This window comes from Candidatus Koribacter versatilis Ellin345 (assembly GCF_000014005.1).
Classification (GTDB): Bacteria; Acidobacteriota; Terriglobia; order Terriglobales; family Acidobacteriaceae; genus Korobacter; species Korobacter versatilis_A.
This window is the reverse complement of record NC_008009.1, coordinates 4,979,274-5,004,662: the sequence shown is the minus strand read 5'-3', so window position 1 is coordinate 5,004,662 and position 25,389 is coordinate 4,979,274. Positions and strand designations below refer to the sequence as shown.

At 59.3% G+C, this 25,389-nt stretch carries 21 protein-coding genes and 1 pseudogene; 14 read left to right on the top strand and 8 right to left on the bottom strand.

The genetic code is table 11. The annotated features are described in order from the left end of the window. Nucleotides 1-25 precede the first annotated feature (25 nt). From ACID345_RS25980 to ACID345_RS21885, 12 genes are all read left to right on the top strand, one after another. On the top strand, nt 26-3,637 hold the full coding sequence (locus ACID345_RS25980; protein ID WP_228370692.1) for a S8 family peptidase: 3,612 nt from the start codon (nt 26-28) through the stop codon (nt 3,635-3,637). A gap of 82 nt (nt 3,638-3,719) precedes the next feature. Beyond that, nucleotides 3,720-4,910 (top strand): alanine racemase, encoded by a 1,191-nt coding sequence (gene alr / locus ACID345_RS21935; protein ID WP_187148889.1) that lies wholly within the window; start codon nt 3,720-3,722, stop codon nt 4,908-4,910. Nucleotides 4,911-5,035: 125 nt separating this feature from the next. Beyond that, nucleotides 5,036-6,124, top strand: coding sequence for an alpha/beta hydrolase family protein (locus ACID345_RS21930; RefSeq protein ID WP_011525019.1), 1,089 nt, complete (start codon nt 5,036-5,038; stop codon nt 6,122-6,124). A 760-nt stretch (nt 6,125-6,884) separates the two neighbouring features. Then, nucleotides 6,885-7,394 carry a ribosome maturation factor RimP gene (gene rimP / locus ACID345_RS21925; protein ID WP_011525018.1) on the top strand — a complete coding sequence of 170 codons (510 nt, stop codon included), beginning with the start codon at nt 6,885-6,887 and terminating at the stop codon, nt 7,392-7,394. 41 nt (nt 7,395-7,435) lie between these two features. After that, entirely contained in the window at nt 7,436-9,040 is a 1,605-nt protein-coding gene (gene nusA / locus ACID345_RS21920; protein WP_011525017.1) for a transcription termination factor NusA, read from the top strand. Nucleotides 9,041-9,127: 87 nt separating this feature from the next. Next, entirely contained in the window at nt 9,128-12,163 is a 3,036-nt protein-coding gene (gene infB / locus ACID345_RS21915) for a translation initiation factor IF-2 (RefSeq protein ID WP_011525016.1), read from the top strand. A gap of 144 nt (nt 12,164-12,307) precedes the next feature. Then, nucleotides 12,308-12,598: a DUF503 domain-containing protein gene (locus ACID345_RS21910; protein ID WP_011525015.1), complete on the top strand. Its 291-nt coding sequence runs from the start codon at nt 12,308-12,310 to the stop codon at nt 12,596-12,598. 102 nt (nt 12,599-12,700) lie between these two features. Then, nucleotides 12,701-13,072 (top strand): 30S ribosome-binding factor RbfA, encoded by a 372-nt coding sequence (rbfA, locus tag ACID345_RS21905; protein WP_011525014.1) that lies wholly within the window; start codon nt 12,701-12,703, stop codon nt 13,070-13,072. Nucleotides 13,073-13,139: 67 nt separating this feature from the next. Beyond that, nucleotides 13,140-14,096, top strand: a complete 957-nt coding sequence (locus ACID345_RS21900; RefSeq protein ID WP_011525013.1) for a DHH family phosphoesterase — start codon at nt 13,140-13,142, stop codon at nt 14,094-14,096. 9 nt (nt 14,097-14,105) lie between these two features. After that, nucleotides 14,106-14,363, top strand: a complete 258-nt coding sequence (locus ACID345_RS21895; protein ID WP_011525012.1) for a CBU_0592 family membrane protein — start codon at nt 14,106-14,108, stop codon at nt 14,361-14,363. Then, nucleotides 14,363-16,036 carry a glycosyltransferase family 39 protein gene (locus ACID345_RS21890; RefSeq protein ID WP_011525011.1) on the top strand — a complete coding sequence of 558 codons (1,674 nt, stop codon included), beginning with the start codon at nt 14,363-14,365 and terminating at the stop codon, nt 16,034-16,036. Before ACID345_RS21895 ends, ACID345_RS21890 begins: the two co-directional genes overlap by 1 nt. A 115-nt stretch (nt 16,037-16,151) precedes the next feature. After that, a complete protein-coding gene (locus tag ACID345_RS21885; RefSeq protein ID WP_011525010.1) occupies nt 16,152-17,093 on the top strand; it encodes a GNAT family N-acetyltransferase in 942 nt (313 codons plus the stop codon). A gap of 36 nt (nt 17,094-17,129) precedes the next feature. Here the strand turns inward: ACID345_RS21885 and ACID345_RS21880 are convergent, their stop codons facing one another. From ACID345_RS21880 to ACID345_RS21845, 8 genes are all read right to left on the bottom strand, one after another. Next, entirely contained in the window at nt 17,130-17,312 is a 183-nt protein-coding gene (locus ACID345_RS21880) for a hypothetical protein (RefSeq protein WP_011525009.1), read from the bottom strand. Then, complete coding sequence (locus tag ACID345_RS21875) at nt 17,309-17,740, bottom strand: DUF6677 family protein (RefSeq protein WP_011525008.1); 432 nt, start codon at nt 17,738-17,740, stop codon at nt 17,309-17,311. The genes ACID345_RS21880 and ACID345_RS21875 overlap by 4 nt, the downstream gene beginning before the upstream one ends. After that, nucleotides 17,740-18,906, bottom strand: coding sequence for a M24 family metallopeptidase (locus ACID345_RS21870; protein WP_011525007.1), 1,167 nt, complete (start codon nt 18,904-18,906; stop codon nt 17,740-17,742). The genes ACID345_RS21875 and ACID345_RS21870 overlap by 1 nt, the downstream gene beginning before the upstream one ends. Before the next feature lie 8 nt (nt 18,907-18,914). Then, nucleotides 18,915-19,652 carry a DNA alkylation repair protein gene (locus ACID345_RS21865; protein WP_011525006.1) on the bottom strand — a complete coding sequence of 246 codons (738 nt, stop codon included), beginning with the start codon at nt 19,650-19,652 and terminating at the stop codon, nt 18,915-18,917. A 4-nt stretch (nt 19,653-19,656) separates the two neighbouring features. Beyond that, complete coding sequence (locus tag ACID345_RS21860; protein WP_011525005.1) at nt 19,657-21,129, bottom strand: sodium:solute symporter family protein; 1,473 nt, start codon at nt 21,127-21,129, stop codon at nt 19,657-19,659. A gap of 13 nt (nt 21,130-21,142) precedes the next feature. Then, nucleotides 21,143-21,433: a DUF167 domain-containing protein gene (locus tag ACID345_RS21855; RefSeq protein ID WP_011525004.1), complete on the bottom strand. Its 291-nt coding sequence runs from the start codon at nt 21,431-21,433 to the stop codon at nt 21,143-21,145. Then, on the bottom strand, nt 21,430-22,125 hold the full coding sequence (locus ACID345_RS21850) for a YggS family pyridoxal phosphate-dependent enzyme (protein ID WP_011525003.1): 696 nt from the start codon (nt 22,123-22,125) through the stop codon (nt 21,430-21,432). The genes ACID345_RS21855 and ACID345_RS21850 overlap by 4 nt, the downstream gene beginning before the upstream one ends. Nucleotides 22,126-22,200: 75 nt before the next feature. Then, entirely contained in the window at nt 22,201-24,228 is a 2,028-nt protein-coding gene (locus tag ACID345_RS21845; protein WP_011525002.1) for an OPT family oligopeptide transporter, read from the bottom strand. 388 nt (nt 24,229-24,616) lie between these two features. Here ACID345_RS21845 and ACID345_RS27575 point away from each other — a divergent pair. Together ACID345_RS27575 and ACID345_RS21840 are read left to right on the top strand one after the other, a co-directional pair. Further along, nucleotides 24,617-24,775 (top strand): annotated as a pseudogene (locus ACID345_RS27575) (double zinc ribbon domain-containing protein); the annotation flags it as partial. A gap of 159 nt (nt 24,776-24,934) precedes the next feature. Beyond that, nucleotides 24,935-25,387, top strand: coding sequence for a ComF family protein (locus ACID345_RS21840; RefSeq protein WP_187148888.1), 453 nt, complete (start codon nt 24,935-24,937; stop codon nt 25,385-25,387). Nucleotides 25,388-25,389 lie beyond the last annotated feature (2 nt).

The following is a 25,389-nucleotide window of genomic DNA, read 5'->3' as shown; positions in this document are numbered from 1 at the left end:
GCGGTCCCATCGAGGTCAAAGAACGATGATAGCTAGAACAGGTTTCAAACGCCGTGCGCTGAAGACGATCGCGCTCTGCGTTCTGGCTACGGCTGCAAGTTCGCCATCCTTATTTGCGCAGTCTAATAGCACACGGGTCAGTGACGATGTGTCGACCCACCGGTTCCAACCCGCGGGTATGGCCTCCCGGCACGCAATGCCGGAAGTTCCGAGGAAGAAGAATGCGGCGAGACCAGCCACGCCGATCAGCCCTGCGGCTTACGCACAGATCAAAAGCCTTCTGGACGAGAAGCGATCACGCAACGCGGCGCAACGGAAGATGACGTCCAACGTCCTCTATACCTCGCGCATGTTACGCGGTTTACCGGTTGCCACCGGGATCAAGTACCTGGATACAGGTATCGATCTCGATCAAAAAAACCGCATTGCGGTGGATATCTCGGCAACCGTCAGCGAAGACCTTTTGAATCGGCTGAGCAAAACCGGGGCGGCGGTGTTGTACAGCAACGCGAAATATCACGCGATCCGCGCCATGATCCCAGCCGACAGGGCGGAAGAGATTGCGGGCTGGAATGAGGTGCGCAGCATCTCGGAACGTCGCGCCGCAAAGACCGCGCGCGTCGTAGCTCCGACGACCAGGGGACAGGCAGTCAGCGATCGGTTGCGTGCCGCTCTCAAGGGCGTGAAGAAGAACGACTCCAGCATGCCGACGACGGAAGGCGACATCACCCACCAGGCCGACAAGGCCCGGTTGCTCGGTATTGATGGAACCGGCTTGAAGATCGGCGTCATGTCAGACGGCGTGACTTCGCTGGCCGACAGCCAGGCCCTCGGCGCGCTTGGTCCAGTCACCGTCCTTCCTGGCCAGGTAGGGCAAGGCGATGAGGGCACAGCGATGCTGGAAATCGTGCATACGCTGGCGCCCGGCGCCACGCTCTATTTCGCCACGGCTTTCACTAGCATCGAGAGCTTTGCGGACAACATTCGTGCCCTGCGGGCCGCGGGTTGCGACATCATCGTGGATGACGTCAGCTATTACGTCGAAACTCCGTTCCAGGATGGGCAGGCCGACTCGGTTGTTTCCGACACCGATGGTGGTGTCGTAATCCAAGCGGTGAATGACGTTACGGCGGATGGCGCGTGGTATTTCTCGTCCGCCGCGAACGAAGGCAACATGGATTGGGGCATCTCCGGAACGTGGGAAGGTGACTTCAAGGACGGCGGCGCTGCCGATGGCGTGCTCACCGGCTACGGAAACGTCCACCTCTTTGGCACGGTGCCTTACGACTCTAATCTCGACTACGGGCAGATCGCCACGTTGTTCTGGGCAGACCCGCTTGGTGGTTCTACGAATGACTACGATTTCTTCCTCGTCTCTGAGGATGGAACGACGATTTGGGACGCATCCCTCAACATTCAAGACGGAACCCAGGATCCTTACGAAGCGTTGTTCGACTATCTGAATCCAGGTGACCGCCTGGTGGTTGTGAAAGCTCCCACGGCCAGCAATGTGTTCATGCACATTGGTACTTGGCCGGGCGTGCTCGAGCAAGCGACGATGGGCGCAACCGTGGGCCACAACGGTGGCCGGAACACGTTCAGCGTAGCGGCGACCCCGGCATGCGGCGCGATCGCATCCGGCTATCCGTCCGGTCCTTGCAACAAAGCGTTTGACGCGACCTCACTGGTGGAACCTTACAGCTCTGACGGTCCTCGCCACATCTTCTTCAACGCAGACAGCACCCCAATCACCGCGGGCGACCTGACGTCTACTGGCGGAACGGTGCTCAACAAAGTGGACTTCACTGCCGCCGATGGCGTTTCTGTAACCGGCGTCGGAGGATTCCCCAACCCGTTTTACGGAACGTCGGCGGCTGCACCGCATGCTGCTGCTATCGCAGCGTTGGTGAAGTCAGCTAAGCCCGATATCAGCGCCGCTGATCTCACGACCGCCCTGACCAGCACGGCGATCGACATCATGGGCAGCGGTTATGACAACAGCTCCGGCGCTGGAATCATAATGGCCCTGCCGGCCGTAAATGCGGCTGGCTTGACGACCGGAGTTGCGAATCCAGTCGTCGTGACGGCGACCGCGGCGGAGAACCCAGGCAATGGCGATGGGATCCTGACCGCGGGTGAAGGCGGAGCGTTAACCGTTACGCTGGGTAATCCGCATGGTGCAGCCAAAGCCAGCGGCATCACTGCAACCCTTGTTCCGGTGACCCCGGGCGTTACTGTTACTACGCCAGCATCGTCGGCGTTCGGCGATCTCGATATCGGCGCAACTTCCACCAACGCCACTACATTTGCGTTCACGCTACCGGCCAATTTCGACGATTGCGCGGGATGGGTGGACTTCCAACTGATGCTCAACTACACGGGCGGACCCGCCGCGACACGCACGTTGCAATTCAGCGTGCCGGTCGGGGCACCTGCTGTCGTTGTCAATGGGACGTTCGGCAGCGCGGCGAGCACCACGGCGATCACTGGGGTCTCCGGCACGCAAACAGGGCGGGTCCTCCGCGACGGCTCTCCCAGCGTGTGCGGGACCAAGAAGCCATTCCCGGGAATGTTCGACGGAGATCCGCATGGGTTTGATTCCTACACCTTCACGGCGTGCCGCTCGGGCTGCGTGAATGTAACGATGCAGGAACCGAACTACACGGGCAGCGATGAACAGCTCTTCGTGAGCGGCTACATTCCTCTGTTCGATCCGACCGACCCGATCTCCAACTGGCAGGGGGACGCCGGCTATACCTTCAACGCGACTGGTTTCGGCGTGGATGCCCTCGCCGGAAATGACGTCGCAATTACGGTGACGGATGTCAGCAATCTTTCGACGGGAGCCAGCTACTCGCTGACGATTCCTGGCTGCTCGCTGACGTGCGTCGCTCCGAATACTCCGCCCGTGGCGCTTGCGAAGGACATTAACGCAATTGCCGGAACGGACGGCACGGCCGATGCAGACGTGGACAACGGATCGTACAGCCCAAGCGGGCTTGCGATCACCAAGACGCAGTCGCCAGCTGGTCCGTATCCGACCGGGACGACGGCTGTGACCCTGACCGTGACGGATGCTTACGGTGCGTCGGCGCAGGCAACTGCGAACGTCACCGTGACCGTTCCAGTCACGATTTCGACCACAACCGACTCGGGGACGGTGAAGGCAGGCGATACCGCGACATTCACATTTAACGTGACGTCGGTATCGAACGACCTGGCGTTCTCGTGCTCGGGCTTACCGGCGGACGCAGTTTGCGCGTTCAACAAGTCGAGCTTCACGACAACCAATGGTGTGCTGAGCGGCACGGTGGATCTCACGATTTCGACCACCGCTTCGCAGACCGTCACGGCGTCGGCTACACCGGCAAGTAACGGTGCGGCACCGATGTACGCAGCGTTCGCGCTGCCGATCATCGGTCTGCTCGGCATGGGCCGTCGCAAGAACCGCAAGGCACTGCTCCGCATGATCGTAACCATGGCGCTGTTCGTGCTTGCGCTTGGGCTCGCATCGTGCGGCGACAGCCATCACAGCGTAATCGTTCCGGGCACTCCGGCCGGCACGTATGCGATCACGGTCAATGCCACAAACGCCAGCGGTACGGCGACCACGACGGTCAACCTGACGGTGAACTAGAAACACGCGAAAGCGTTTTACCCCGGGCTGCGGCGATATGCTGCGGCCCGGTTTTTTCTGCCCCGAATCTATAATCAAATCCGTGGCTGTCTCTTCTGCCGATCTCGCAGTGATCAACACCCGCCCGACGTGGGCGGAGGTGGATCTCTCCGCGCTGCGACATAACTACCGGACCCTGTCGTCGCATGTGGCGCCGAAGGCGCAGATTTGCGCGGTGGTGAAGTGCGACGCCTATGGTCACGGTGCACTCGAGTGCGCGCAGGCCCTGGAGGCCGAGGGCGCGAAATGGTTCGGCGTAACCAATCCTTCGGAGGCGCTGGTGTTGCGGCGGGGCGGCATCAAGGGCCGGATTCTTCTGCTGAGCGGATTCTGGCAGGGCGAAGAAGAGAGCGTGCTGGAGCACGACTTCACGCCTGCGGTATGGACCGAAGGTCACGTGGCGTGGCTGGATGCGGCGGCCAAACGTTTTGGGCGGACCAAGGTTCCAGTCCATCTGAAGATCGACACTGGGATGTCGCGACTCGGGGTGCGCTGGAATGAGTTGCCGACACTGCTGCCGAAGCTGTTTCGTGCACGGCGACTCAGTATCGAGGGAGTTTGGAGTCATCTCGCGTCGTCGGAAGTAGTGGATGCCTTTGACGCGCAGGCGCAGATTGCGAATTTTGAGCAGGCGTTGACCTATCTCGCAGATGAAGGCGTGAAGTGGAAGTACCGACATCTTGCCAATAGCGCTGCGGTCGCAGTGCGGCCTTCCACGTGGTACGACATGGTGCGCCCTGGACTACTTCTCTACGGGCATTGCCTGCCTCTGACGCATACGAACCACGTGTCGCCCGATGTACATTTGCAACTCGCGTTGAAGCCGGTGTTGTCGTGGAAGACGAGGGTTGTCGATATCCGGCGCGTTCCGGCGGGACAGGGAGTGGGCTATGGGTCCACGTTTACGACACGCAAACCTTCGCTGCTGGCGACGATTCCGGTTGGGTACGGAGACGGGTACCTGCGCGCGCTCTCCAACAAAGGCCGGGCGCTGGTGCGCGGTGAGTATGCACCGATCGCAGGCAATGTTTCCATGGACCTGACGATCATTGATGTTTCGCGCATTCCGGGAGTGGCGGTGGGCGATGAGGTAACGCTGATCGGGCGCGATGGCGAGAAATCGATCGAAATTGAAGAGTTAGCGCGGCACTATCAGTCCATTGCGTATGAAGTGATGTGCGGGATATCGAAGCGGGTACCTAGGAAGTATATCGGCGAATCTCGCGGCGAGTAAGCCCCCATTCCCTGCAGCTCTACGCCACTCGCTGCACCTCACTGCGTTATCGACTGCGAATCCAGTAATCTGTTAACAGCATGAAACGGCTCTATGGGCGCTGGATGCACTCCTGGGAGGAGCGCATGACCACGCGCGATACTAATCGCATTGTCCGGCCCTTTGAATGGGGGCAGGAATGGACGCGTGATTTTCCCGGCGCGGACCGCCTCCAGTGGGGCGAGACCGCGGCTGAACACTTCGATTACTTCACGGAGTTGAATCGCCACATCGTCGAACACAGCGACGAGTTTTTTTCTTACAAGACGCCGAGCGACTATCGCCTCGAGAAGCGTCGGGTGCAGGTGTTCTTCACCGGATCGGGAGAGCCGCCCAAGGATCCGGATGAGACTGGCACCTATCTGCGCTTCACTTCGCCGCATCCGTCGCCGTATCTGGAGAACAACGTTTTCAATGCGCGCTGGTTCCCGGCGAGAGGGAAGCGGGCGATTATCGTGCTGCCGCAGTGGAACGCCGATGGCATCAGCCACAACGGCTTCGCACGCATCTTCAACCCGATGGGCATTGCGGTTCTGCGTATGAGCAAGCCGTATCACGATATTCGGCGGCCGGCGGAGTTGCACCGCGCCGACTATGCGGTGTCGTCGAACGTCGGGCGCACGATTCATGCGGCGCGGCAGGGTATCACCGATATTCGCGCCGCTCTCGATTGGCTCAACTCTGAAGGCTATACGCAGCTGGGAATCCTAGGCACGAGTCTTGGTTCCTGCTATGCGTTCATCGCGAGCGCGCATGACGAGCGGCTGCGGGTGAACGTCTTTAATCACGCTTCGACATACTTTGGCGATGTGGTTTGGACGGGGCAGTCGACCCGTCACGTGCGCGCGGGGATTGAAGAGGTCGGCCTCGATATGGATGCGTTGCGGAAGATATGGCTGGCCGTCAGCCCGATGGCGTTCTTCGATAAGTTCGAGCGCTGGCAAAAGAAGTCGCTGATGATCTACGGCAAGTACGACCTCACGTTCCTGCCGGAGTTCTCGCAGCAGATCGCCGCCGAGTTCAAGCGCCGTGGATTAGACACGCTAGTGAAAGCGCTGCCGTGCGGACACTACTCGCTGGGCGAGACGCCCTACAAATACATGGACGCGTGGCATATTTCGCGGTTCCTGCGGCGAGCGTTTGGGGCGCATATGCAGACACAGCACGCGGTGTAGGCGAGTCACTGGCGCCGAAGGAACATTCGGATATCGTCGAGAGCGTCTGTTACGGCAGGGCCGATTTCGGGATCGTGCTCGAGAGCTGTGAGTTTCGGGAGTACTACCTCGAGATCAAGGTTTCGATGAATTCGCGCGATATGTCCGAGGCAATGAACTGCGTTCCAGCGCACTAGCAAGAAGCGTTTCAATCTCTTCGCGCGTACGCGGGAAGATTTCCTGGTATCGCCGTTCCATGGGGAGACTCTGCCACAAGGGGTCCGATGATCTCCAGTCCGAAGCGGGTACTCTCGATTTTTCTTGAGCCAGAGTAGATGCGTGGGTAGGGTATCGGAAGTGTTTCAACTCCCTCCCCCAGGAAATAGGCGGCCCATAATGGCCGCCTATTTCCATTGTGGGGCAAACTGCTGATTCTGAATCGTTTGTAGCTGGAAAAGCGTCTAATTGGAAGGCCGGGAATACTCGGATTGGACGACGTGAACCCAATTTGTTTTTTAGGGGATCGGCGCGTATCATGTACGAGGTAGCCGCTGCGTAGTTTCAGCGCGTATCCACCCCCATCCAGCGGTCGTTTGACGCTCGTTGGGGCCCCGGTAGCCGACGTCGTCGGTTGGTTGGCGAAGTACACCAGTGGGCAAATGCCCACTTTTTATTTCCCTTTGCCAAATCGGGTGGGATCCAAGCCGTAGGCGTGGAGTTTGCGCTCGGCGAGGGCTCCAGGTTCAACCTGGGTACGGAATCTCCGCGCGGCTGTGAAGGAATGATCGAGATCGAGAAAGTTCGGGAGATTGTCGAGCGCGTGGCGCGCGATTACGGCCTCGAGGTCGTGGAAGTCGAGTTCCGCGGCGGTGGGAAGGCACGAATGCTGCGGATCACCATCGACAAGCCTGAGGGCGTGACCCACGACGACTGCTCGCACGTGAGCAACGAAGTGAGCACGATCCTGGACGTTGAGGACGTGGTTCCCGGCGCGAGCTACACGCTGGAAGTATCGTCCCCCGGGCTGGATCGCAAGATCTCGAAGCCGGCGGATTTCGAGCGTTTTACCGGCAGCCTGGTGAAAGTGAGCACGCGTGAGCCGCTCGACGGTAACCGCCACTTCGAAGGCCGCCTCGAAAGCTTTGCCGACGGCAAGCTGACGATCGATTTGAACGCCGTGCCGCAGCGCGGACAGAAGAAGCAAAAGGGGCCGAAGGCCCCGGTGGTAGAACGGAAAGTGGAGATTGCGTTGGCTGATGTTGAAAAGGCCAACCTGGTCCCCGAGATTTAATCGGCCCGCAACAGATCTGATTCAAGGTGGCAGGAGACCTCATGGCAAGCGAACTCTACAACGTAATTGACGCGCTCAGCCGCGAAAAGGGCATTGACCCGCAGGTCGTCGTGACTGCGGTCGAGGACGCCATCGTTGTTGCCACCCGTAAGTTCTATAAGACGGGGGAAAACTTCCGCGCCGTGCTCGACAAAGAGTCGGGCCAGATCCGCGCTTATGCCGTTCGCCAGGTAGTGATTAACGAAGACGAACTCGAGGATCCCGCGACCCAGGTTCCGCTAGAAGAAGCACGTGAGCTCGATCCAGCAGCTGAAGTCGGCGGCGAACTGCTGATTGAGAAGAAGACCGACATGTTGGGGCGCATCGCGGCACAGTTGGCGAAGCAGGTCATCTTCCAGAAGGTTCGCGAAGCTGAGCGCGATACGGTTTACAACGAGTACATCGGGCGCGTGGGTGAAATCGTGAACGCCACGATGAAGCGCAATGAAGGGCCGGACTTGATTTGGGACATCGGCAAGGCGGAGGCCCGCATGCCGAAGAAGGAACAGTCGCGCCTTGAGTCGTTTGCCATCGGCGAGCGGGTTCGCGTGGTTATCACCCGCGTCGAGAAGGCCTCCAAGGGGCCGCAGGTTATCGTGTCGCGTGCAGCTCCGGAACTGGTATCGCACCTCTTCCAGACGGAAGTGCCAGAAATTTACGACAACACCGTCGTGATCCGCGCCATCGCTCGTGAAGCCGGTGAGCGCACCAAGATCGCCGTGATGTCAAAGGACAAGGATGTGGATGCGGTCGGCGCTTGCGTCGGTATGAAGGGCATGCGCGTGCAGTCGATCATCCGCGAACTGCGCGGAGAGAAGATCGACATCATCGAGTACCACGAAGACGCCGTTACTTTCGCGGAGAAGGCGTTGCAGCCGGCGAAGGTCAGCCGTGTCACCATCCTCGAATCGGGCGACAAGCATCTCGAAGTGATCGTCGACGACACCCAGCTCTCGCTTGCCATCGGCAAGAAGGGTCAGAACGTTCGTCTCGCGGCCAAGCTGCTGGGGTGGAAGATCGACATTAAGAGTGAGGAAGAGAAGCGCCAGGAAGTTGAGCAGCAGATGTCGGCACTGGTTAATCCGAGCATCACGCCGCTGGACAAGGTGCCAGATCTCGGCGAGGCCATCATCGAGAAGCTCTCGGCTGCCGGTATCAATAGCGTGGAAGCTCTGGCCGATATGACGCCGGAGCAACTCGAAGAGGTTCCGGGAATCGGACCGAAGACGGTGGACAAGATCTTCGTTGCGGTGAACGCGTACTTCTCGGCACTCGATGCCGCGGCGGAAGCAGCTGAGGCTGCGTCCGCGGAAGGCGCAACCACCGAACTTAGCGCGAGTGACACGACCGACAACCAGGCGCAAGCCGATGAACTGGGCAATCGCGAAGAGCTCACCGGATCCGCGGGACAGGCCGGTGACGATGCGGCCGTTTCGGGTACGCCCGAGGCAAGTGAAGAGAGCGTCAAGAACCTGGTAGATACAGAACAGAGTTACGAAGCAGCGGCAGTCAGTGGCGTTGAGAACGCGCCGCCGGCTGACGAGGCGGAAGTCACCACGCACGGCGAACAACCGGGCGAGGACGACCTTCCGGCAGAAGAAAAGTAGCAAGTTTCATAAACCAACACAATGAGGGCTTTATGAAGGTTTAGCGAGGCTTGGCAAGGCAATTCGGAGGATCCTTTTAGGGGCGGAATGAAGATTCGAATTAACGATTTAGCACGAGAGCTGGAAGTGAAGAGCAAGGCTATTCTCGATGCGCTGACCAAGGTCGGCGTGACCGAGAAGAAGACCCACTCCAGTTCGATTGAAGATCACGAAGCCGTGCTGGTGAAGAAGTACATCCATGAGCACGGGACCGAAGAATCGCCGCGTCGGCGAAGCGCCGGAGAAGACGAGTTCAAGCCGAAGATCGATCTCTCAAAGATTTCGAAGCCCGGCGATGTGCTCAAGGCGCTCACGCAGAAGGCTGCCCCTCCGCCGCCACCTCCGCCTCCGCCACGCCCAGCCGTGAAGGCGCCGAGCCCTGTTTCGCAGGAGCCGCGTCCGCCGGCCGTTCCGCCCGCACCTCAGAAGCCCGCCGTGTTTGCGCGTCCGGCCTCCGAGACGGTGCATACGCCGCCTGAGCCACCAAAGCCGCGTTTCATTACGCCAGCGAGCGTTGCCGCGCAGCGTCCGGTGATCACGCCTCCGAAGCCGCCAGTTCCGCCCGCGCCTCCGGTAGCCGTCGCGCCGCCGGCAGTGATTGAACCGGCCGCTCCGGCCGAAGAGCCAAAGGCCGCTGCGCCAGCTACGACTGCGCCGGAAGCGCCCGAAGTTAAAGCGCCGGTTTCGCCGGAGCGAGTCGCTCCCGCCGCGGACACTGGCGCACACGTAACCGCAAAGCCGGAAGCCCCAGCAGCTCCAGGCGCAGCCACTCCCGCGCCTACGCCGGGACGTCCGCTGCCGGGTGTGCCGTTGCGCCAACAGACGCCGGGTCGTCGCATGATCGTTCCGCAAACCGGACCACGTCCGGTTTACAGCGCGCCGCCGCCGGCACCACCGCGTCCGACTCCGCCGCCGCAAATGTCGCAGGGAGCAGGTACGCGTCCGGGTATGCCGGTGCGCGGTCAGCCCATTTTCCAGCGCCGTCCGCAAAGCGGTCCTGGTGGTGGTTCGGGAGGTCCAGGTGGATTCCAGCGTCCTGGCGGTCCGCCGCGTCCGGGGGATCGCCCGCGTGGTCCGCATCCAACGCGGCAGTTCCCCAGCGGTCCCCGTCCGATGGGCGGGATCGGCCTAGCGCCTCCGGGAGCACCCGCGAATAAGCCGGCAGGCCGTCCGGCACCGGCACGGCGTCCGGGCCAGCGTTATGTCCCGCGTGGACAAAAAGAAGGCCCAATGAAGGGCTTTGTTCCGCCACCGCGGTTGTCGCTCTCCAATGAGCCGCTACCGATCACGCGGAACATCACGATCTCCGAAGGTATCAGCGTGAAAGATCTCGCTGAGAAGCTCGGGATTCGCGCGAAAGACCTCATCGCCCGTTTGTTGGCGCGTGGCGTATTCGCTACCGTCAACCAGACGCTCGAAGCCAGTCTTGCCAGTGAAATGGCGAACCACTTCGGCGCCTCGACGGACGTCATTACCTTCGAGGACCAACTTGCGCAGGAGACTGCCAAGGCTGCCGGTGAGACTCCGGAAGAAGCGGCCGCGAACGCTGTCGTGCGTCCTCCGGTCGTCACCATCATGGGCCACGTTGATCACGGTAAGACGAGCTTGCTCGACGCAATCCGCGCGACCGACGTAGCGGGTGGCGAAGCCGGTGGCATCACGCAGCACATCGGCGCTTACAAGGTAGCGATCGGTGATCCGAACTCTCCGGCGTTTGGCCGCGAGATCGTATTCCTCGATACCCCAGGTCACGAGGCGTTTACCCGCATGCGTGCCCGCGGCTCGAAGATCACGGACATCGTTGTGATCGTTGTCGCTGCTGATGACGGCGTCATGCCGCAGACGGTCGAGGCCATCGACCACGCGAGAGCGGCGAACGTGCCGATCATCGTGGCGGTGAACAAGATCGACAAGCCAGACGCTATGCCCGAGCGCGTGAAGAAGCAACTCGCTGATCGTGGCCTGATGCCGGAAGATTGGGGTGGCAACACCGTGTTCGTCGACGTATCGGCGAAACAGAAGACCAATCTCAACCTGCTGATGGAAATGATCTGCCTGGTTGCCGACCTCGGCGACCTGAAGGCGAATCCCGATCGCATGGCGAGCGGTACAGTTGTGGAAGCGAAACTTGATCGCGGACGCGGTCCGGTTGCAACCGTGCTGGTTCAGAATGGCACGCTCAGGACCAGCGACAACTTCGTGGTCGGCAACGCATTCGGCAAAGTCCGCGCCATGTTTAACGATCGTGGTGTGTCGCTCGACACCGCTGGACCTTCGACTCCGGTCGAGATCATTGGTCTCGAGACACTGCCGCAAGCCGGCGACCAGTTCACGGTCGTAGCCGATCGTGAGAAGGCCCGCGACATCTCCGAGTACCGCGAAGGCCGCGCTCGCGAAGCACAGCTTGCGAAGAGCTCGCGCGTTTCACTCGAAGGCTTGGCTGAACAGCTCAAGACCGCCGGACAGAAGGACCTGCCGATCATCCTCAAGGGCGATGTGCAGGGCTCGGTCGAAGTGCTGAATGACTTGCTGAGCAAGATGTCGACGGAAAAGGTGAAGATCACCATGATCCGTAGCGGAGTGGGTGCGATCACCGAATCCGACGTGCTGCTGGCCTCGGCGTCGAACGCGATCATCATCGGGTTCAACGTGCGACCGGAGCGCAAGGCGCAAGAGCTCGCCGTACAGGAGGGGGTCGACATCCGCCTGCACTCGATCATCTACGAGTTGCAGGACGAGATGAAGAAAGCCATGCTCGGCTTGCTCGAACCGATCATCAAGGAAACCTACCAGGGGCGCGCGGACGTCAAAGACACCTTCCGCATCCCGAAGGTGGGTACCATCGCCGGTTGCCAGGTTGCGGATGGCATCATCAAACGCGACTCGCACGTGCGCTTGGTGCGTGACAACGTGGTGATCTACACCGGCAAGATCGGATCGCTGAAGCGTTTCAAAGACGACGCCAGCGAGGTCCGTAACGGCATGGAGTGCGGTATCGGTATCGCGGGTTACGGCGACATTCGCAGCGGGGACGTGATCGAAGCGTTCACCAGCGAAAAGATTGCTGCCGACTCGCTGCACTAGAACCTAAGGTAGCCTCGGGCTATAGCTCGGGGCTACCCAACACAACTGAGGGGCTGCGGCCCCTGCATTTCGCATCCCGGCATCGGCGGGGCACGCAACCGCTGCTGTCGGGATGTTTCGTACCCGTCCCGTGTGGACGAAATTATGGCAATCGCATATCTGACCTTGGAATTGCGCATGGAAACTGCGCATTCCCTGAAAGACAAGCGGCAGGTCGTGCGCAGCTTGAAAGATAAGTTACGCGCCAGCTTTAACGTGTCGGTGGCCGAGATTGAGAACCTGGACTTGTGGCAACTGGCGACCATCGGCGTAGTCAGCGTGTCAGACTCGCGCGACTATCTCGAAGGGCTTATGCGAAACGTGGAAAGCGCTGCTACCCGTATCGCAAATAATGCTGGTGCCGACGTTACCGATTCGTTTCTGGATTTCGTCTAACGGCTATAAACAGAATTCATAACGCGAAACGACAAAAGGGCGTATTCTTTTTCGTTCGCGTTTTTCCAGAGTAGTTTCTGGAGAGGAAGTCAGTAGATAAAGATGGAGCAACGCGCACTGAAACATCACCGCGAACGCCTCGGCGAGGCGATTCGCGAAGAGATTGGGGCCATCCTCGAAGGCGAATTGGGCGATCCAAGAATCGGACTCGTCACGGTCAGCGAGGTGATGATTGCCTCTAACGGAAAGTCGGCCATCGTGCTCGTGGCCGTCGCCGGAGAAGAGCAGGAAGCGGTGGACACGCTCGAAGGCCTTGCTGCGGCGACAGGCTATATTCGCCACGAAGTGGCAGCGAGACTCGGACTCCGCGTGGCGCCGGAGCTGTTGTTTCGTCTCGACCAGACGGAGCGCTACGGCGGCCGCGTGGAAGAGTTATTGAAGCGAGTGAACAAGCGGAAGAAAAGTAGTCGGTAAGCGGCTCTTGAGCCGCGGACGGGCAGAGGAAGATTGGGGCTTTAGCCCCTTGGGTACGAACACAGGGATGATCGACGAGGTTCTCAATCAGATCGGCAGGCGGCAGAAGTTTCTTCTGACTTCGCACGCGCGCCCCGATGGCGACGCGGTGGGCTCCGTCCTCGCATGTGGAGAGATCCTGCGCTCGATGGGCAAGCAGGCAGACGTCGTGCTGAGCGACGGTGTCCCGTATATCTACAAGCCGCTGCCGTTCTCTGAAACTGTTGTCGTCTCGCCGACTGTTTCTGCCGATTATGACGCCGCCATCATTCTCGAATGCGATAGCGTTCATCGCACCCGCATCGAAGGCCTGGAGCGGCACTACCTCATCAACATTGATCACCATTCGACGGCACGTCCATTTGCCCACGTGAATTGGATTGATCCTAGCGCCTGCGCCACGGCCGAGATGATCTTCCGGCTCGCCCGCGAGGCCAGCGTGAAGATTTCGCCGGAAGTCGCTACCTGTCTCTACACCGCGGTGCTTACCGACACTGGCTCGTTCTGCTTTAACGGCACCACGGAGCGTACCTTCGCGCTCGCACAGGAACTGGTACGCGCCGGCGCAGAACCCTCGCGCATCGCGCAGAACGTCTATTTCGCGAACCCGTATTCGAAGATGCGCCTGCTTGGTTCTGCCTTGAGCAACCTTCATCGGGACGGCGAACTCGCCTGGATGTTTATCTCGCGCGATGAGATGGACCGTACCGACGCAGTGGATGAGGACACCGAAGGCCTGGTGAATTACGCGCTGGCGATTGAAGGGATCGAGGTTGCACTGTTCTTCCGCGAACAAGCCGATGGCCGATATCGCGTCAGCCTGCGCAGCAAAGGCAGGATCAACGTTGCCAGTGTGGCTGAGCGTTTCGGCGGTGGCGGCCATGAGTGCGCCAGCGGCTGCGCGATGGAAGGGCCGCTCTCGGTTGCGACGGAACGCATCCTGATGCAGTTCCGTCTCTTGGACGGAAAACTGCTCGTCCACTAGACTGAACCGATGCATGACTCGCACGCCTGGCAAGCCTTCTCGTTCGTTGGCGCAATGATGATCCTGGTGGCCTACGGCGGCCAGCAGATGAAGCGGATGGACCCGCGGAGCGCTGCCTATAATCTCCTGAACATCATTGGGTCGGGAATTCTCTGCTACAGCGCGTTCCGGCCTTTCAACCTCGGGTTTGTAGTGCTTGAAGGCACCTGGGTGCTGATCAGCGTTTACGCCATGATGCGCAACCGGCGGGAGCGCCCGGCCGACTGATGAACGAACGAGCACCTCAACTGCGGCTGCTGCTTGAAGTCTTTCTGCTTGCCGCGCTCTGCTATTTCTTTTTCTTTTTTGGACTCTCTGCTTTCGGCTTAACCGGCGCCGACGAGCCTCGCTATGCGCAGGTCGCACGCGAGATGCTTCAGCACCACGACTGGGTCACGCCGACTCTCTACGGGAACGTCTGGCTGGAAAAGCCGATCCTCTACTACTGGGGCGCAATCGTCAGCTACAGGATCTTCGGCGTGAGCGACTGGGCCGCACGGATTCCTGGCGGAGTCTTCGCGAGCGCGATGCTCCTATTCCTCTACGCGTGGACGCGCCGCTTCCGCAACGGCTCGCAACTCGATGCGATTGTGATGACCGCGTCGTCCGTGTTTGTATTCGCTTTTGCCCGCGCTGCTTCGATTGACATTCATCTGGTCGCTCCGCTGACGATCGGCATGCTCGCGTGGTGGGCATTCTACGAAACGGGCCATCGCGGATGGCTGGCGTTGTTTTACGCCATGATCGCGATCGGAGTGCTCGCGAAAGGACCAGTCTCAGCGGCGCTGGCGGCAATGGTCATTCTCGTCTTCGTGGCGATCCGCCGTGATTGGTCGGCCATCGTCCGCACCCTCTGGATTCCCGGCATCCTGATATTCTTTGCAATCGCGCTGCCCTGGTACGTCGCGGTGCAGCATGCGAATCCGGGCTTCGTCCGCGAGTTTTTCATCACCCATAACCTGAGTCGTTTCACGACCAACCGTTTTCAGCACCGCCAGCATTTCTGGTACTACATCCCGGTCCTGATCGGCGGCACCATGCCGTGGACGGTCTTCGTCATCGCTGCGCTTGCAGGCGGAATCAAGTCGCTGCGCGATAAGAACGAAGATCCGTTGCTCACCTATCTCGCGGTGTGGGTACTCATCCCGCTGATCTTCTTTTCGTTTTCGCAGTCGAAGCTGCCGGGCTACATCCTGCCTTCGATCGTTCCGTGCGGTCTGCTCGTCGCCATCTGGCTGCGCCGCGAGAACACCAAGCCGTCGCCGGTGCTTATTTCGGTGCATGCCTTGCTGTCCGGAGCTGTGCTCGCAGTTGCTCTGCTCGCGCCCTACAAGCTCTACAAAATGCCGCTGCCCGGCCAGGTGCTGCGCATCGCAATTCCAGTAGGGTTGATCGTCGCGCTTGTGGTTGCGATTGTTGTTTTCCTGCGCGGATACGCGGCACTCCGCTTCGCTACGATATTTCCCGTCGCGCTCGCACTGGCGTTTCTGCTCAAAGCCGCCGGCCCTGCTATTGATTCCACGCAATCCATCCGGCCAGTTGCAGCGCGCATCACGAACTCCTTTGCCACAAATGAGCCGGTAATGTTCTACAACGTCCCGCGCGGCGTTGAGTATGGACTGGCCTTTTACCTCGATCGCCCCCTGCCCGAGCCGCCACCGGACGAAATCGTCAGGTTCGGCACGGCTGCTGCCGGCAACCAGCAGAGAGAAAAGACTTTGAAAGATATCAGCAACTCCCTCCCGCCGAACCACGGGAATTATGTGCTGGTTACGCGCGCGGGAGCGATCAACCGCTTTGCCGATACCGTGCCTCCGAACTACCAGATCGAGCCGTTCTTCCGCTTCCAACCGCAGCGCCTCGACGTGTATTTCTTGCGCGATATCGGCCCTGGACGCTGATTCTGAGCTCCTGATGTTGGCAGGCAGTGTTCCCCACGTTGCGCCTCCGGTAAACCAGCACTAGACTTTTCAAGGGTATTCGCATCGAACCGCCATCAGAGCGGGCAGGAACAACTTGGAAATTCTCGACCTACGACACTTCACGTCATCCGATCTGCGGCCGCTTCTCGATCAGGAGGCGCGTGTGTGGTCGCGCCTGCTGGCATGGGACTACCGCAGCTCCGCTGACATGATTCTGCGCTACGTGGATGCGAAAATCCTTCCCGGCTACGCCGCCGTCGACCATGGTGCACTGAAGGGCTACTCGTTCTTCGTGTACGAAGGTAGTAAGGGCGTGATTGGCGATCTCTTTGCCGTCCCCGACAATGGCCACACGCCAAAGCTCGAATCCGAGCTCGTGCGCCACGTCATCGAAACCCTCCAGCAGTCGCCCGGAATTCATCGCATCGAAGCGCAGCTGCTGGTGCACGACGCAGGGCAAGTCGCGAAACCCTTCCTCGAAGAAGGCTTCCAGCGGTACCCACGTATCTTCATGACGCTGCCCATCACCAAGCCGCTCGCAACCCGCGGCCGAGAAGTTCCAGGCGATATCGAGATCCGCCCCTGGCGCGACGAAGACTACCAGCCTGCTGCTGCTGTGATCTCGTCGGCCTATCGCGGGCACATTGACTCGGAAATCAACGATCAGTACCGCTCACTTAACGGGTCACTGCGCTTTCTCAATAATATTGTGCGTTTTCCCGGCTGTGGCGTTTTCGATCCTGCCGCTTCGTTCGTGGCGCTGAGCAGGAGTACACATCAAATCGTCGGTGTGTTGCTCTGTTCGCGGGTCAAGGAAGACGTTGGCCACATAACGCAGGTCTGCATGGTTCCGGAACTCCGCGGCCTGGGTATCGGTGAGGCGCTGATTGCGTACACCGCCGCCAATCTCAAGAAGCGCAGCTTCAACATGCTGTCGCTCACTGTGACGGAAGCGAACGCCCGCGCGGTTGACCTCTATAAGAGGCTCGGGTTCCGCAGCGAGCGGATCTTCGACGCATTTGTTTGGGAAGGGTAAATTTGAGGTACCCCGCCGCTCATCGGCGGGAATCAGCTAGTGCTTTAGCAGCCACATCACCCATGACGCCGCAATTACGCCGCCAAAGAACATGCCGAAGCACTTCACGCCATAGCGGATCATTTCTTTCGGCTCGTTCTTCTGGGTAATGCCGAACACGATTGATGCAAAAAACGCGAACACAATCGCGGCGCTGAAGTGGGTCAACTCGATCTTCATTTCTTTTTCCCGATCCCGATGTGATACGCATCAATCGCGCTGATCACGTTCAACAGGCCAGCAACGAAGATAAACTTCGTGCCGTAATCGGCCACCGCGCGATGGATGTTGCCCTGTCCCCAATCTTGTGCTCCCGCCAGGAAGTACAGCGCGCCGCAACAAACGTTGCAAACGAAGCCGAGCATCTCCAGCAGATCGCCGGTATTGAAGCCGTAGATCTTGCCTTCCATACCCAGCCCGAGCGTGAACATCGCTACGACCGAAACGAAGATCAGAACGCCGCGAATCCAGCGCTTCTGGATGATGTGACCGAGTCCAGGCACAAGCCAGCCAGCAATGAGCGCACCCACGCCCATGGCGGTTACGGGGTACTCAGGTTCGACTACTGCTTCTTTGGTGGGGACGCTCTTAGCGATTTCGTTGGCCATCAGATCAATACGAGCTCTGTCTGTATTCTACCTGTTACCTCGGCGGAGTTGGAGCGCGTCATCATGTCAATCTCGCTGCGGACGCCGAATTCCGGCAAGTAAACGCCGGGTTCCACGGAAAAGCAGGTGTTCGGCAGGATCTGGCGATCATCCTTCGTCTCGAGATTGTCGAGGTTCGCGCCATTCCCGTGAATTGCATTCGTGATCGAGTGGCCCGTCCGGTGCACGAACCATTTGCCGTAACCCTTTTTGGTGATGTGCGCTCGCACGGCTTCGTCCACTTGCCAGCCGCAAATCTTCTCGCCCGTTGCGAATGCCGCCTTCACCTTTTCGATGCCCACGTTCCGCGCATCGCGCACGATTTCGAAGATCTCGCGCTGTTGATCGCTTGGGGCGTTGCCGACAAAGCCGGTCCAGGTGATGTCGTAATACACCGAGTGCGGCCGTTTCATACGACCCCACATGTCGATCAATACGAAATCGCCTTCGTGAATGCTCTTGGAGCGCGTCTCGGTCGGCTCGTAATGGGGATCGCCGCTGTTTTCATTTACCGAGCAGTTCGGCGGATCTTCCGTCTCAACGCCTTCGCGGGCGTACGCTTCGAGGATGAATTTCTGGATGTCGTACTCGGTGCACCCACCGTTGTGCACTCGACGGCCAATTTCTTTGAACGCGGCTTCACAGACGACATCAATCTTCTTCTGAGCTTCGAAGTGCGAAGCAATCTGGTCGTCGGTCAGAACAGCCTCGAATCTTGACACGAGGTTCGCTGAACTCAAGATTTCTTTCCCGAAGCTGCGTATCAGCTCCAGCATTCCGCCATCGACCAGCGAGATATACGGAATCTGGTTGTTCGCCGAGTACTGCATCACCACTGTTTTGTACGGGGCGAGCATCGCGCGCAAGTTCTCATGCAGTTCCTGCCACGAGGAGTACTCGGCCTTGCCGCCGGGCAGGGCATCGAGATGGTGCGACTCGATACGGTGCACCAGGCGCGCGGGCGTACCCTGCGCCGGAATCACGTAGAACCATCGCCGCGTCACCATCATTGTCTCGGGCAGCCCGAGCACGCGGTAAGCGATCGGATCACGATGGTGATGGTCATAGAACAGCCAGCAGTCTGCGCCCATCTGGCGCAGGGATTCTTGAATTTTCGCGAGTTCCATACGGGAAGCTATTGTACCGTTCGGGCCGTAGACTTGGCTAAGATACGGGCGCGATCCTTCGAACTGAGCTTCTCACAAGCGGTCCGCAGCACCAGGCGTGGTGCTCGTTCTCGGATCTTCATCAGGTAGGGAATCGTGGTCTTGGGGTCGGCCTTCGCCGTCTCGCGCAGAAGCCAGCCAAGGCCCTTCTGCACCATGTCGTCTTCGTCGCCGAGCAGCGCTTCCGTCACGCGTTGAATCTGGGCAAACGATTGTTTCGCCCGCGCAACTCGAATCAGCGAAACCGCGGTTGCACGGCGGTGCCAACGGTCTTTTGAACGCGCCCACTTAAACGCGCGCTCTTGTCGCTTGGGATCGCCGACCAGCATCGGTGCAATGAGAGAGTGCACCACTCCATCGTGGTCGGCCCAGGAGCCGATGCGATCCAACCACTTTTCGAATAGGCGAAACTCACGATCGCCGAAGGCTGCGGTCTCGCGCTCCAGCAGCAATACCGCCAGCACCTTTTCCTCGAGCACTTCCCCTTGGAACAACTGGTCGGCGACTTCAATCAAATACGGCAATCCAGCATCGTGCTTGAGAACTTTGGTGAATCGCCGAGCCACCTTACGGATCTCTTGTGTATACCACCCGCGCGATTTCACCTCATGCTTAAAGAACCACTCCACTTCTTTCGTGTGCGGCGCCGAACCGCCATTTTTCAACACGGTGCGCAAATGCGATGCGATATACGAGGCTGGTTTCATCGTTCTAGGAGAAAGGCGCGAGTTGCTCCTTCGATGGTGGCGGAGTTACAAGGGTCACAAGCAGCAACGAGAGCAGCGAAACGACAAGTGCCGGGAAAATTGCATCGCGCTGAGCGAGCGCCGGAGGCAGCAAGTTCTTGCCGAGGTCCCAGAACACCGTCACCGCTGTCCCAAGCGCAATTGAAGTGACCGCTGCCGGTGCGGTCACACGCTTCGAGTAGAACGCGGCCAACACCACCGGCGTTATCGCCGCCGAGTAGATCGTGTAGGCATACATCGCCTTCTCCAGCACCGACGTCAGATGCACCGCCTGCACCAGTGCCCACACGCCTAACCCTAAGACGAGAAAGCGAGAAACAAACAGAATGTTTTTGTTGGAGGCTTCTTTGTTGATGAACCGCGTGTAGATGTCGTTGATCAAGTTCGTCGACGGCGAGAAGAGATAATTATTCGCGGTCGAGATTACCTTCGCGAACACCGCTCCCATCAGCAGTGCGCCCACAACTCTCGGCAGAAAGTGCAGCGCCGAATACGGGATGATGTTATGCGGCTCCAGGTCAACCTGGTGCTGGTGATACTGCACCCACACAATCGCCGACCCAAACACAGCGATGGCAGCGATCAGGGTCTCAAGAATAAACGTCCCGAAGACCCATCCGACGACGGCTTGTCGCGCGTCTTTCTCCGACTTTGCCGAGAAGAACTTCTGGTACATGCTCTGGTTGCCGAGCATGAGGAGGCACGTCGGCAGGAAATACTCAAAGGCTTTCAGCAATCCAGCGAGCGTTCCCTGCGATTGCCCGTCTACGTAGCCGAACTCACCGAGCAGTGTGAAGTGGGTTGCGGGAAGCACCTGGTGCAATCCGGCCCAACCGCCAGCGCGGTTGAGCAGCACCGGGGCAGCGATGAATCCAATCACCGTGATCAACACTCCTATGACCACATCCATGTAAGCAACGGACGCCATGCCTGCGACCGCCGTGAACGCAATCACAAATACAGCGATGATGTACGTCCCGACCTCGTGGTTCACTTCAGGGAAGATCAGGTGAAGGATGTTCCCGCCCGCGCGGAATTGATACGAAGTGATCGCCGTGTACGCAAAGAGGATCGCAATCGTTGAAAGCACGCGGGCTGTGGTGTTGTAGCGCGTTTCGATGAGGTCGGGAATGGTGTACTGCGCGAACTTTCGGGCGCGTGGTGCCACGAAGTAAATAACCAGCAGCCCGAACCATCCGCCGGCAGACTGCCATAGTCCTGCGAAGCCATTGCGGAATGCATTTTCAGCGCCTGCGAACAGGCTGCCCGCACCGATCCACGACGACAGCAGTGTCGCCACCAGCACATATGCCGGGAGCGATCGTCCAGCGACGAGGTAATCTGCTTTTGTTTTTACCTTGCGAAGCTGCGAGAGGCTGACGGCCAGCAACGCGACAACGATAATGCCCAGTACCACGGCATAAATTAGGTTCGACATTCGACCTCTTCGCCTACCAGACCTTCAGCCGAAAGCGCACCTGCTCGGCCGTTACGCCTTCAATACGAATCACTTTATTGCGGCTGGATTCACCGGCGGCTATGGTAACCGACGAACGCGTAACCTTCAAAAGGCCGGCAACGAACCGTATCAGCGCTTCGTTCGCGCGTCCGTCAATCGGTGGGTCCGTCACTCCCAGTTTCAACGCGCCGTTCAACTCGCCGATGATCGCCGTCTTCTTCGCCTTCGGCTGCAATCGCACCGCGAAGCTCACGCCTGACGACGTCTCGCGAATCTCAATCACGGCGTTGGACGCTCCCCAAAAATCGCAGTCCCGACGCGCACACACGTCGAGCCTTCTTCAATCGCGATTTCGAAATCATGCGACATGCCCATGGAAAGCTGGTCCAGCGCAAATCCCTTCAGTGCCATTGAGTCTCGCAACTCGCGAACCGTCCGAAAATACGGCCGCGCCCCTTCGGGATCTTCGGTGAACGGCGGAACCGTCATCAGCCCACGCATCCGCAGGTTCTGCCACTCCTTCGCGTGCTCCAGTATCTGAAGGACCTCTGGAGACTCTGGCGGCATTCCGCTCTTAGCTTCTTCGCCCCCGACGTTGATCTCAATCAGAATGTCGAGTGTCTTTCCCAAATCCCGGGCCGCTGCGTTCAACCTCTCCGCCAGCTTTAGCGAATCCACGGAATCCACGGCCGAGAATAACTCCGCCGCTGCTTTCGATTTGTTCGACTGTAAATGTCCAATCATGTGGAACCTGGCGTCGCTCAGACCGCTCAGCAGCGGCGCTTTCGTCGCAAACTCCTGCACCCGGTTTTCGCCAAACAATCGCTGACCAGCCGCATACGCTTCGCGAATCGCGTCGGCCGGCTTTGTCTTGCATACCGCCATCAGTGCAATCTCAACGGGATTGCGCGCGGCGTGCTTTGCCGCCGTTTCGATCCGTCTACGAATCCCCGAGATGTTCTCAGCAATGGACATGAATAGAAGATTCTACAGAAACAGAAAGGCCGCCACGAATGGCGGCCCGTCCGGAAGGAAGTACAACTTGAGAAACTACATGATCGCCGTCGGCGGAGCTGGTTCATCGGGGCTGCCGGCGTTTGCCAAGGGCAAGCGAATCATCAGCAGAGCGAGCAGGAACAGGACGATCCCACCGAGGATCACGGGAGGATGCGCAAAGATTACTGGCAGAATCGCATGACCCTTCTGCTTCTCGACTCCGCGGAACCCAGCGATGACTAAGCCAATCAGCGCCTCGCCGGCGATCAGCCCCGATGCGGTGAGCACGCCCGCGTTTTCCACGCGCGCTTTTTGTGCATCGTTCAGATTCGCTCGATCGCGAAGCTTATCCGTCGCCCAGCGGAAGAGACCACCAACAAATATCGCGAACGTCGTTTCCAAGGGCAGGTACATACCCACAGAAAAGAGCATCGGGCTCCTTACCTCAATCAGGATCAACCCGAAGCCCATCAGGATGCCGACAACCACCAGCGGCCAAGGCATGTTGCCCCCGACGATGCCTTGCGAAAGCGAAGCCATCAATCCAGCCTGCGGGGCGGGCAATTGCGGGCTGCCGAATCCGTACGCGTTGTTCAAAATCATCAACGGGAAGAACAACACGCCGCTGGCTACCACGATGCCGAGGAGGTCGCCGAGCTGCATTTTTGCGGGTGTACCGCCTAGGATGTAGCCCACTTTCAGGTCCTGCAGCATCTCGCCCGCCACCGCCGACGAAACGCAAACCACCGCTGCAACGCCGAGCACGGCTGCAACGCCGCTCGGTCCTTTCACTCCGATGCTCACCATCAAGAGCGCAGCGATGATTAGCGTACAAAGCGTCAATCCCGAAATCGGATTGTTTGACGAGCCGATCATTCCGACGAGGTTCCCCGAAACTGCGGCAAAGAAAAATCCGAGGATGATCATCACGACGGCAGCAACAATCGCCCCCGTGAAGTTGTGTGCGAAGAAGTTGTAGAGGAAGATCATCGCCACAAGCACGATCGCGAGTCCAAGGAATACAGCCTTGATATTCAAATCCCGATCCACACGCGCGGTCGCTGTCGCCTGCGAGCCGGATTTTTTCAGGTCGCTCACCGCCCGTTTCATGCCGATCATGAGGTTCTTGCGCATGCGGAACAGCGTGAAGCCCGCGCCTACCAGCATCCCGCCCACCGCGATGGGACGCACGATTGAAAACCAAACGGCTCCAGCCGCCGCTGACCATGAGTCTGGGCTACTCCCGCCATCCGGCATCGTGGCTGCTAATTGCGGCCCAAGAAAGAACACGAGCAGTGGAACCAGCAGGCCCCACGCAAAAACGCCCCCCGCAAAGTTCAGCGCCCCTAGCCGCGGCCCGATGATGTATCCCACCCCGAGGTAAGCCGGACTTACTGCTGGTGCCGAAAAGGTCGTCATGCCACCAGCCTGCAATGTCGGAGCGCCCGGAGACTTTGTCATCTTCAGCATGCTGCGCCCTAGTTGACCCACATTGAGCACAAACTCTTTGCTGATAGAAAACAGGTTGATCGACCCCAGGAAGTAAACCAATCCTCCCAGCCCCATATTAGCGAACAGTATCTTCGCCGCCTTCGCGCCTTGCTGGCCAGCCTTGTGAATCTCCGAAGCCGCCACCGACTCAGGGAAGGGAAGCTCGGGATCTTCCACCATCACCCGCCGCAATAGCGTTACGAAAAGGATGCCGAGCGTGCCGCCCACCGCCATCAACGCTACCGAATTCCAGTAGGCATGCTTGAAGTCGAAGACGGGCCACGCGCCCGCAATTACGAAAGCGGGGATCGTAAAGATCGCGCCCGCCGCCACCGATTCGCCGATCGAACCGACGGTACGCGCGATGTTCTCTTCCAGCAGCGATCCTTTCAGCAGTTTCAGAACGGCCATGGCGATTACCGCTGCCGGGTAGGTTGCGGCGATCGTCATGCCCGCTCGCAAACCGAGATACGCGTTTGCTGACCCGAGAATGACCGTCAGTACTAGTCCAATGATGACCGCGCGGACGGTGAACTCGCTCATCTGCATCGTTTCCGGCACGTAAGGCCGGTGCTTCGGGGCATCTGCCATAAATTAAGGAGTCCTGACTCGCCGCATCGCGTTATGGCGCGATTTACAGCGCTTTCATGAAACCACGCAAGTTAGCACGCGGCTTGCACATCATACAAGGACAGCCTTCACAGCCTTATATGCTGCGCATCACCGTCCATGATCAGACGTGTAGCAACTCGATACTCTTCGCGTAAATAGTGAATGAATCCCCGCTCGCCGCGATTGCACCAATTCCGGGAAGCTCCTATACTGTCTCTAACCGACGCCGGGATACAGTCCCTGGAGGCCTCGGTAGGAGGAAGTCTTCAGCAGTAGTGGAGACCTAACCCGCACCGAACTAGCACGCGAGCCGCAGCGACGATCCTCTGCTGCGCTCCGTTTCGTCGCCCGGAGCCTCTTCTCCGCGCTGTTTCCCGCCGACTGCCGTATCTGTAAGGCCCCCCTCGCCAATATCTCCACCCTTCCCGTTTGCACCGATTGCCTGGATTCGATCCAGCCGCTTGCCGGACCTCTTTGTTCCTGGTGCAGCGACCAAATGGTGCCTTACGCGCAGGATGGCCAGATCTGTATTCATTGCGAAGAGGACGCCCCGCATTTCGACCACGCCGCAGCCTTCGGCGAGTACGAAGACGCCCTGCGTGGCTTAGTGCATCTACTTAAGTATCAGGCAGTCCCGCCCGCTGCTCGCCCGTTAGGCAAGCGGCTGGCTGGAGCCGTCCGTAGCATGCAGTCCGAATTTTCAGGTGAGTGGCTCGTCATTCCGGTGCCCTTGCACCGTGAACGGCGTCGCACCCGCGGCTTCAACCAGGCCGAGCTCATCGCCAAGGTCGCCTTGCGAGAGCTTCGAGACCTGCCGCTGGCCCTGGCTCCCAAAGTTCTGGTTCGCACCCGCCCGACCGAATCGCAAACCGGGTATACCCGTGAGCAGCGCCGCACCAACCTGCACGGCGCGTTCAAGGTACCCGACAAAGCCCTCGTCAAAGGCCGTAACGTGATCCTGGTGGACGACGTTCTCACCACCGGCGCCACGGCAGACGAGTGCGCCCGCATCTTAAAGCGGGCAGGTGCTGAACAAGTTCTCGTAGCAACCGTGGCGCGCGCTGTAACGCTCGACGGCGTCGCCCCGGCAACCAAAACCCGCTCGAACCGTGAGACGGAGGAGACCGTCTCTGTTTAGGG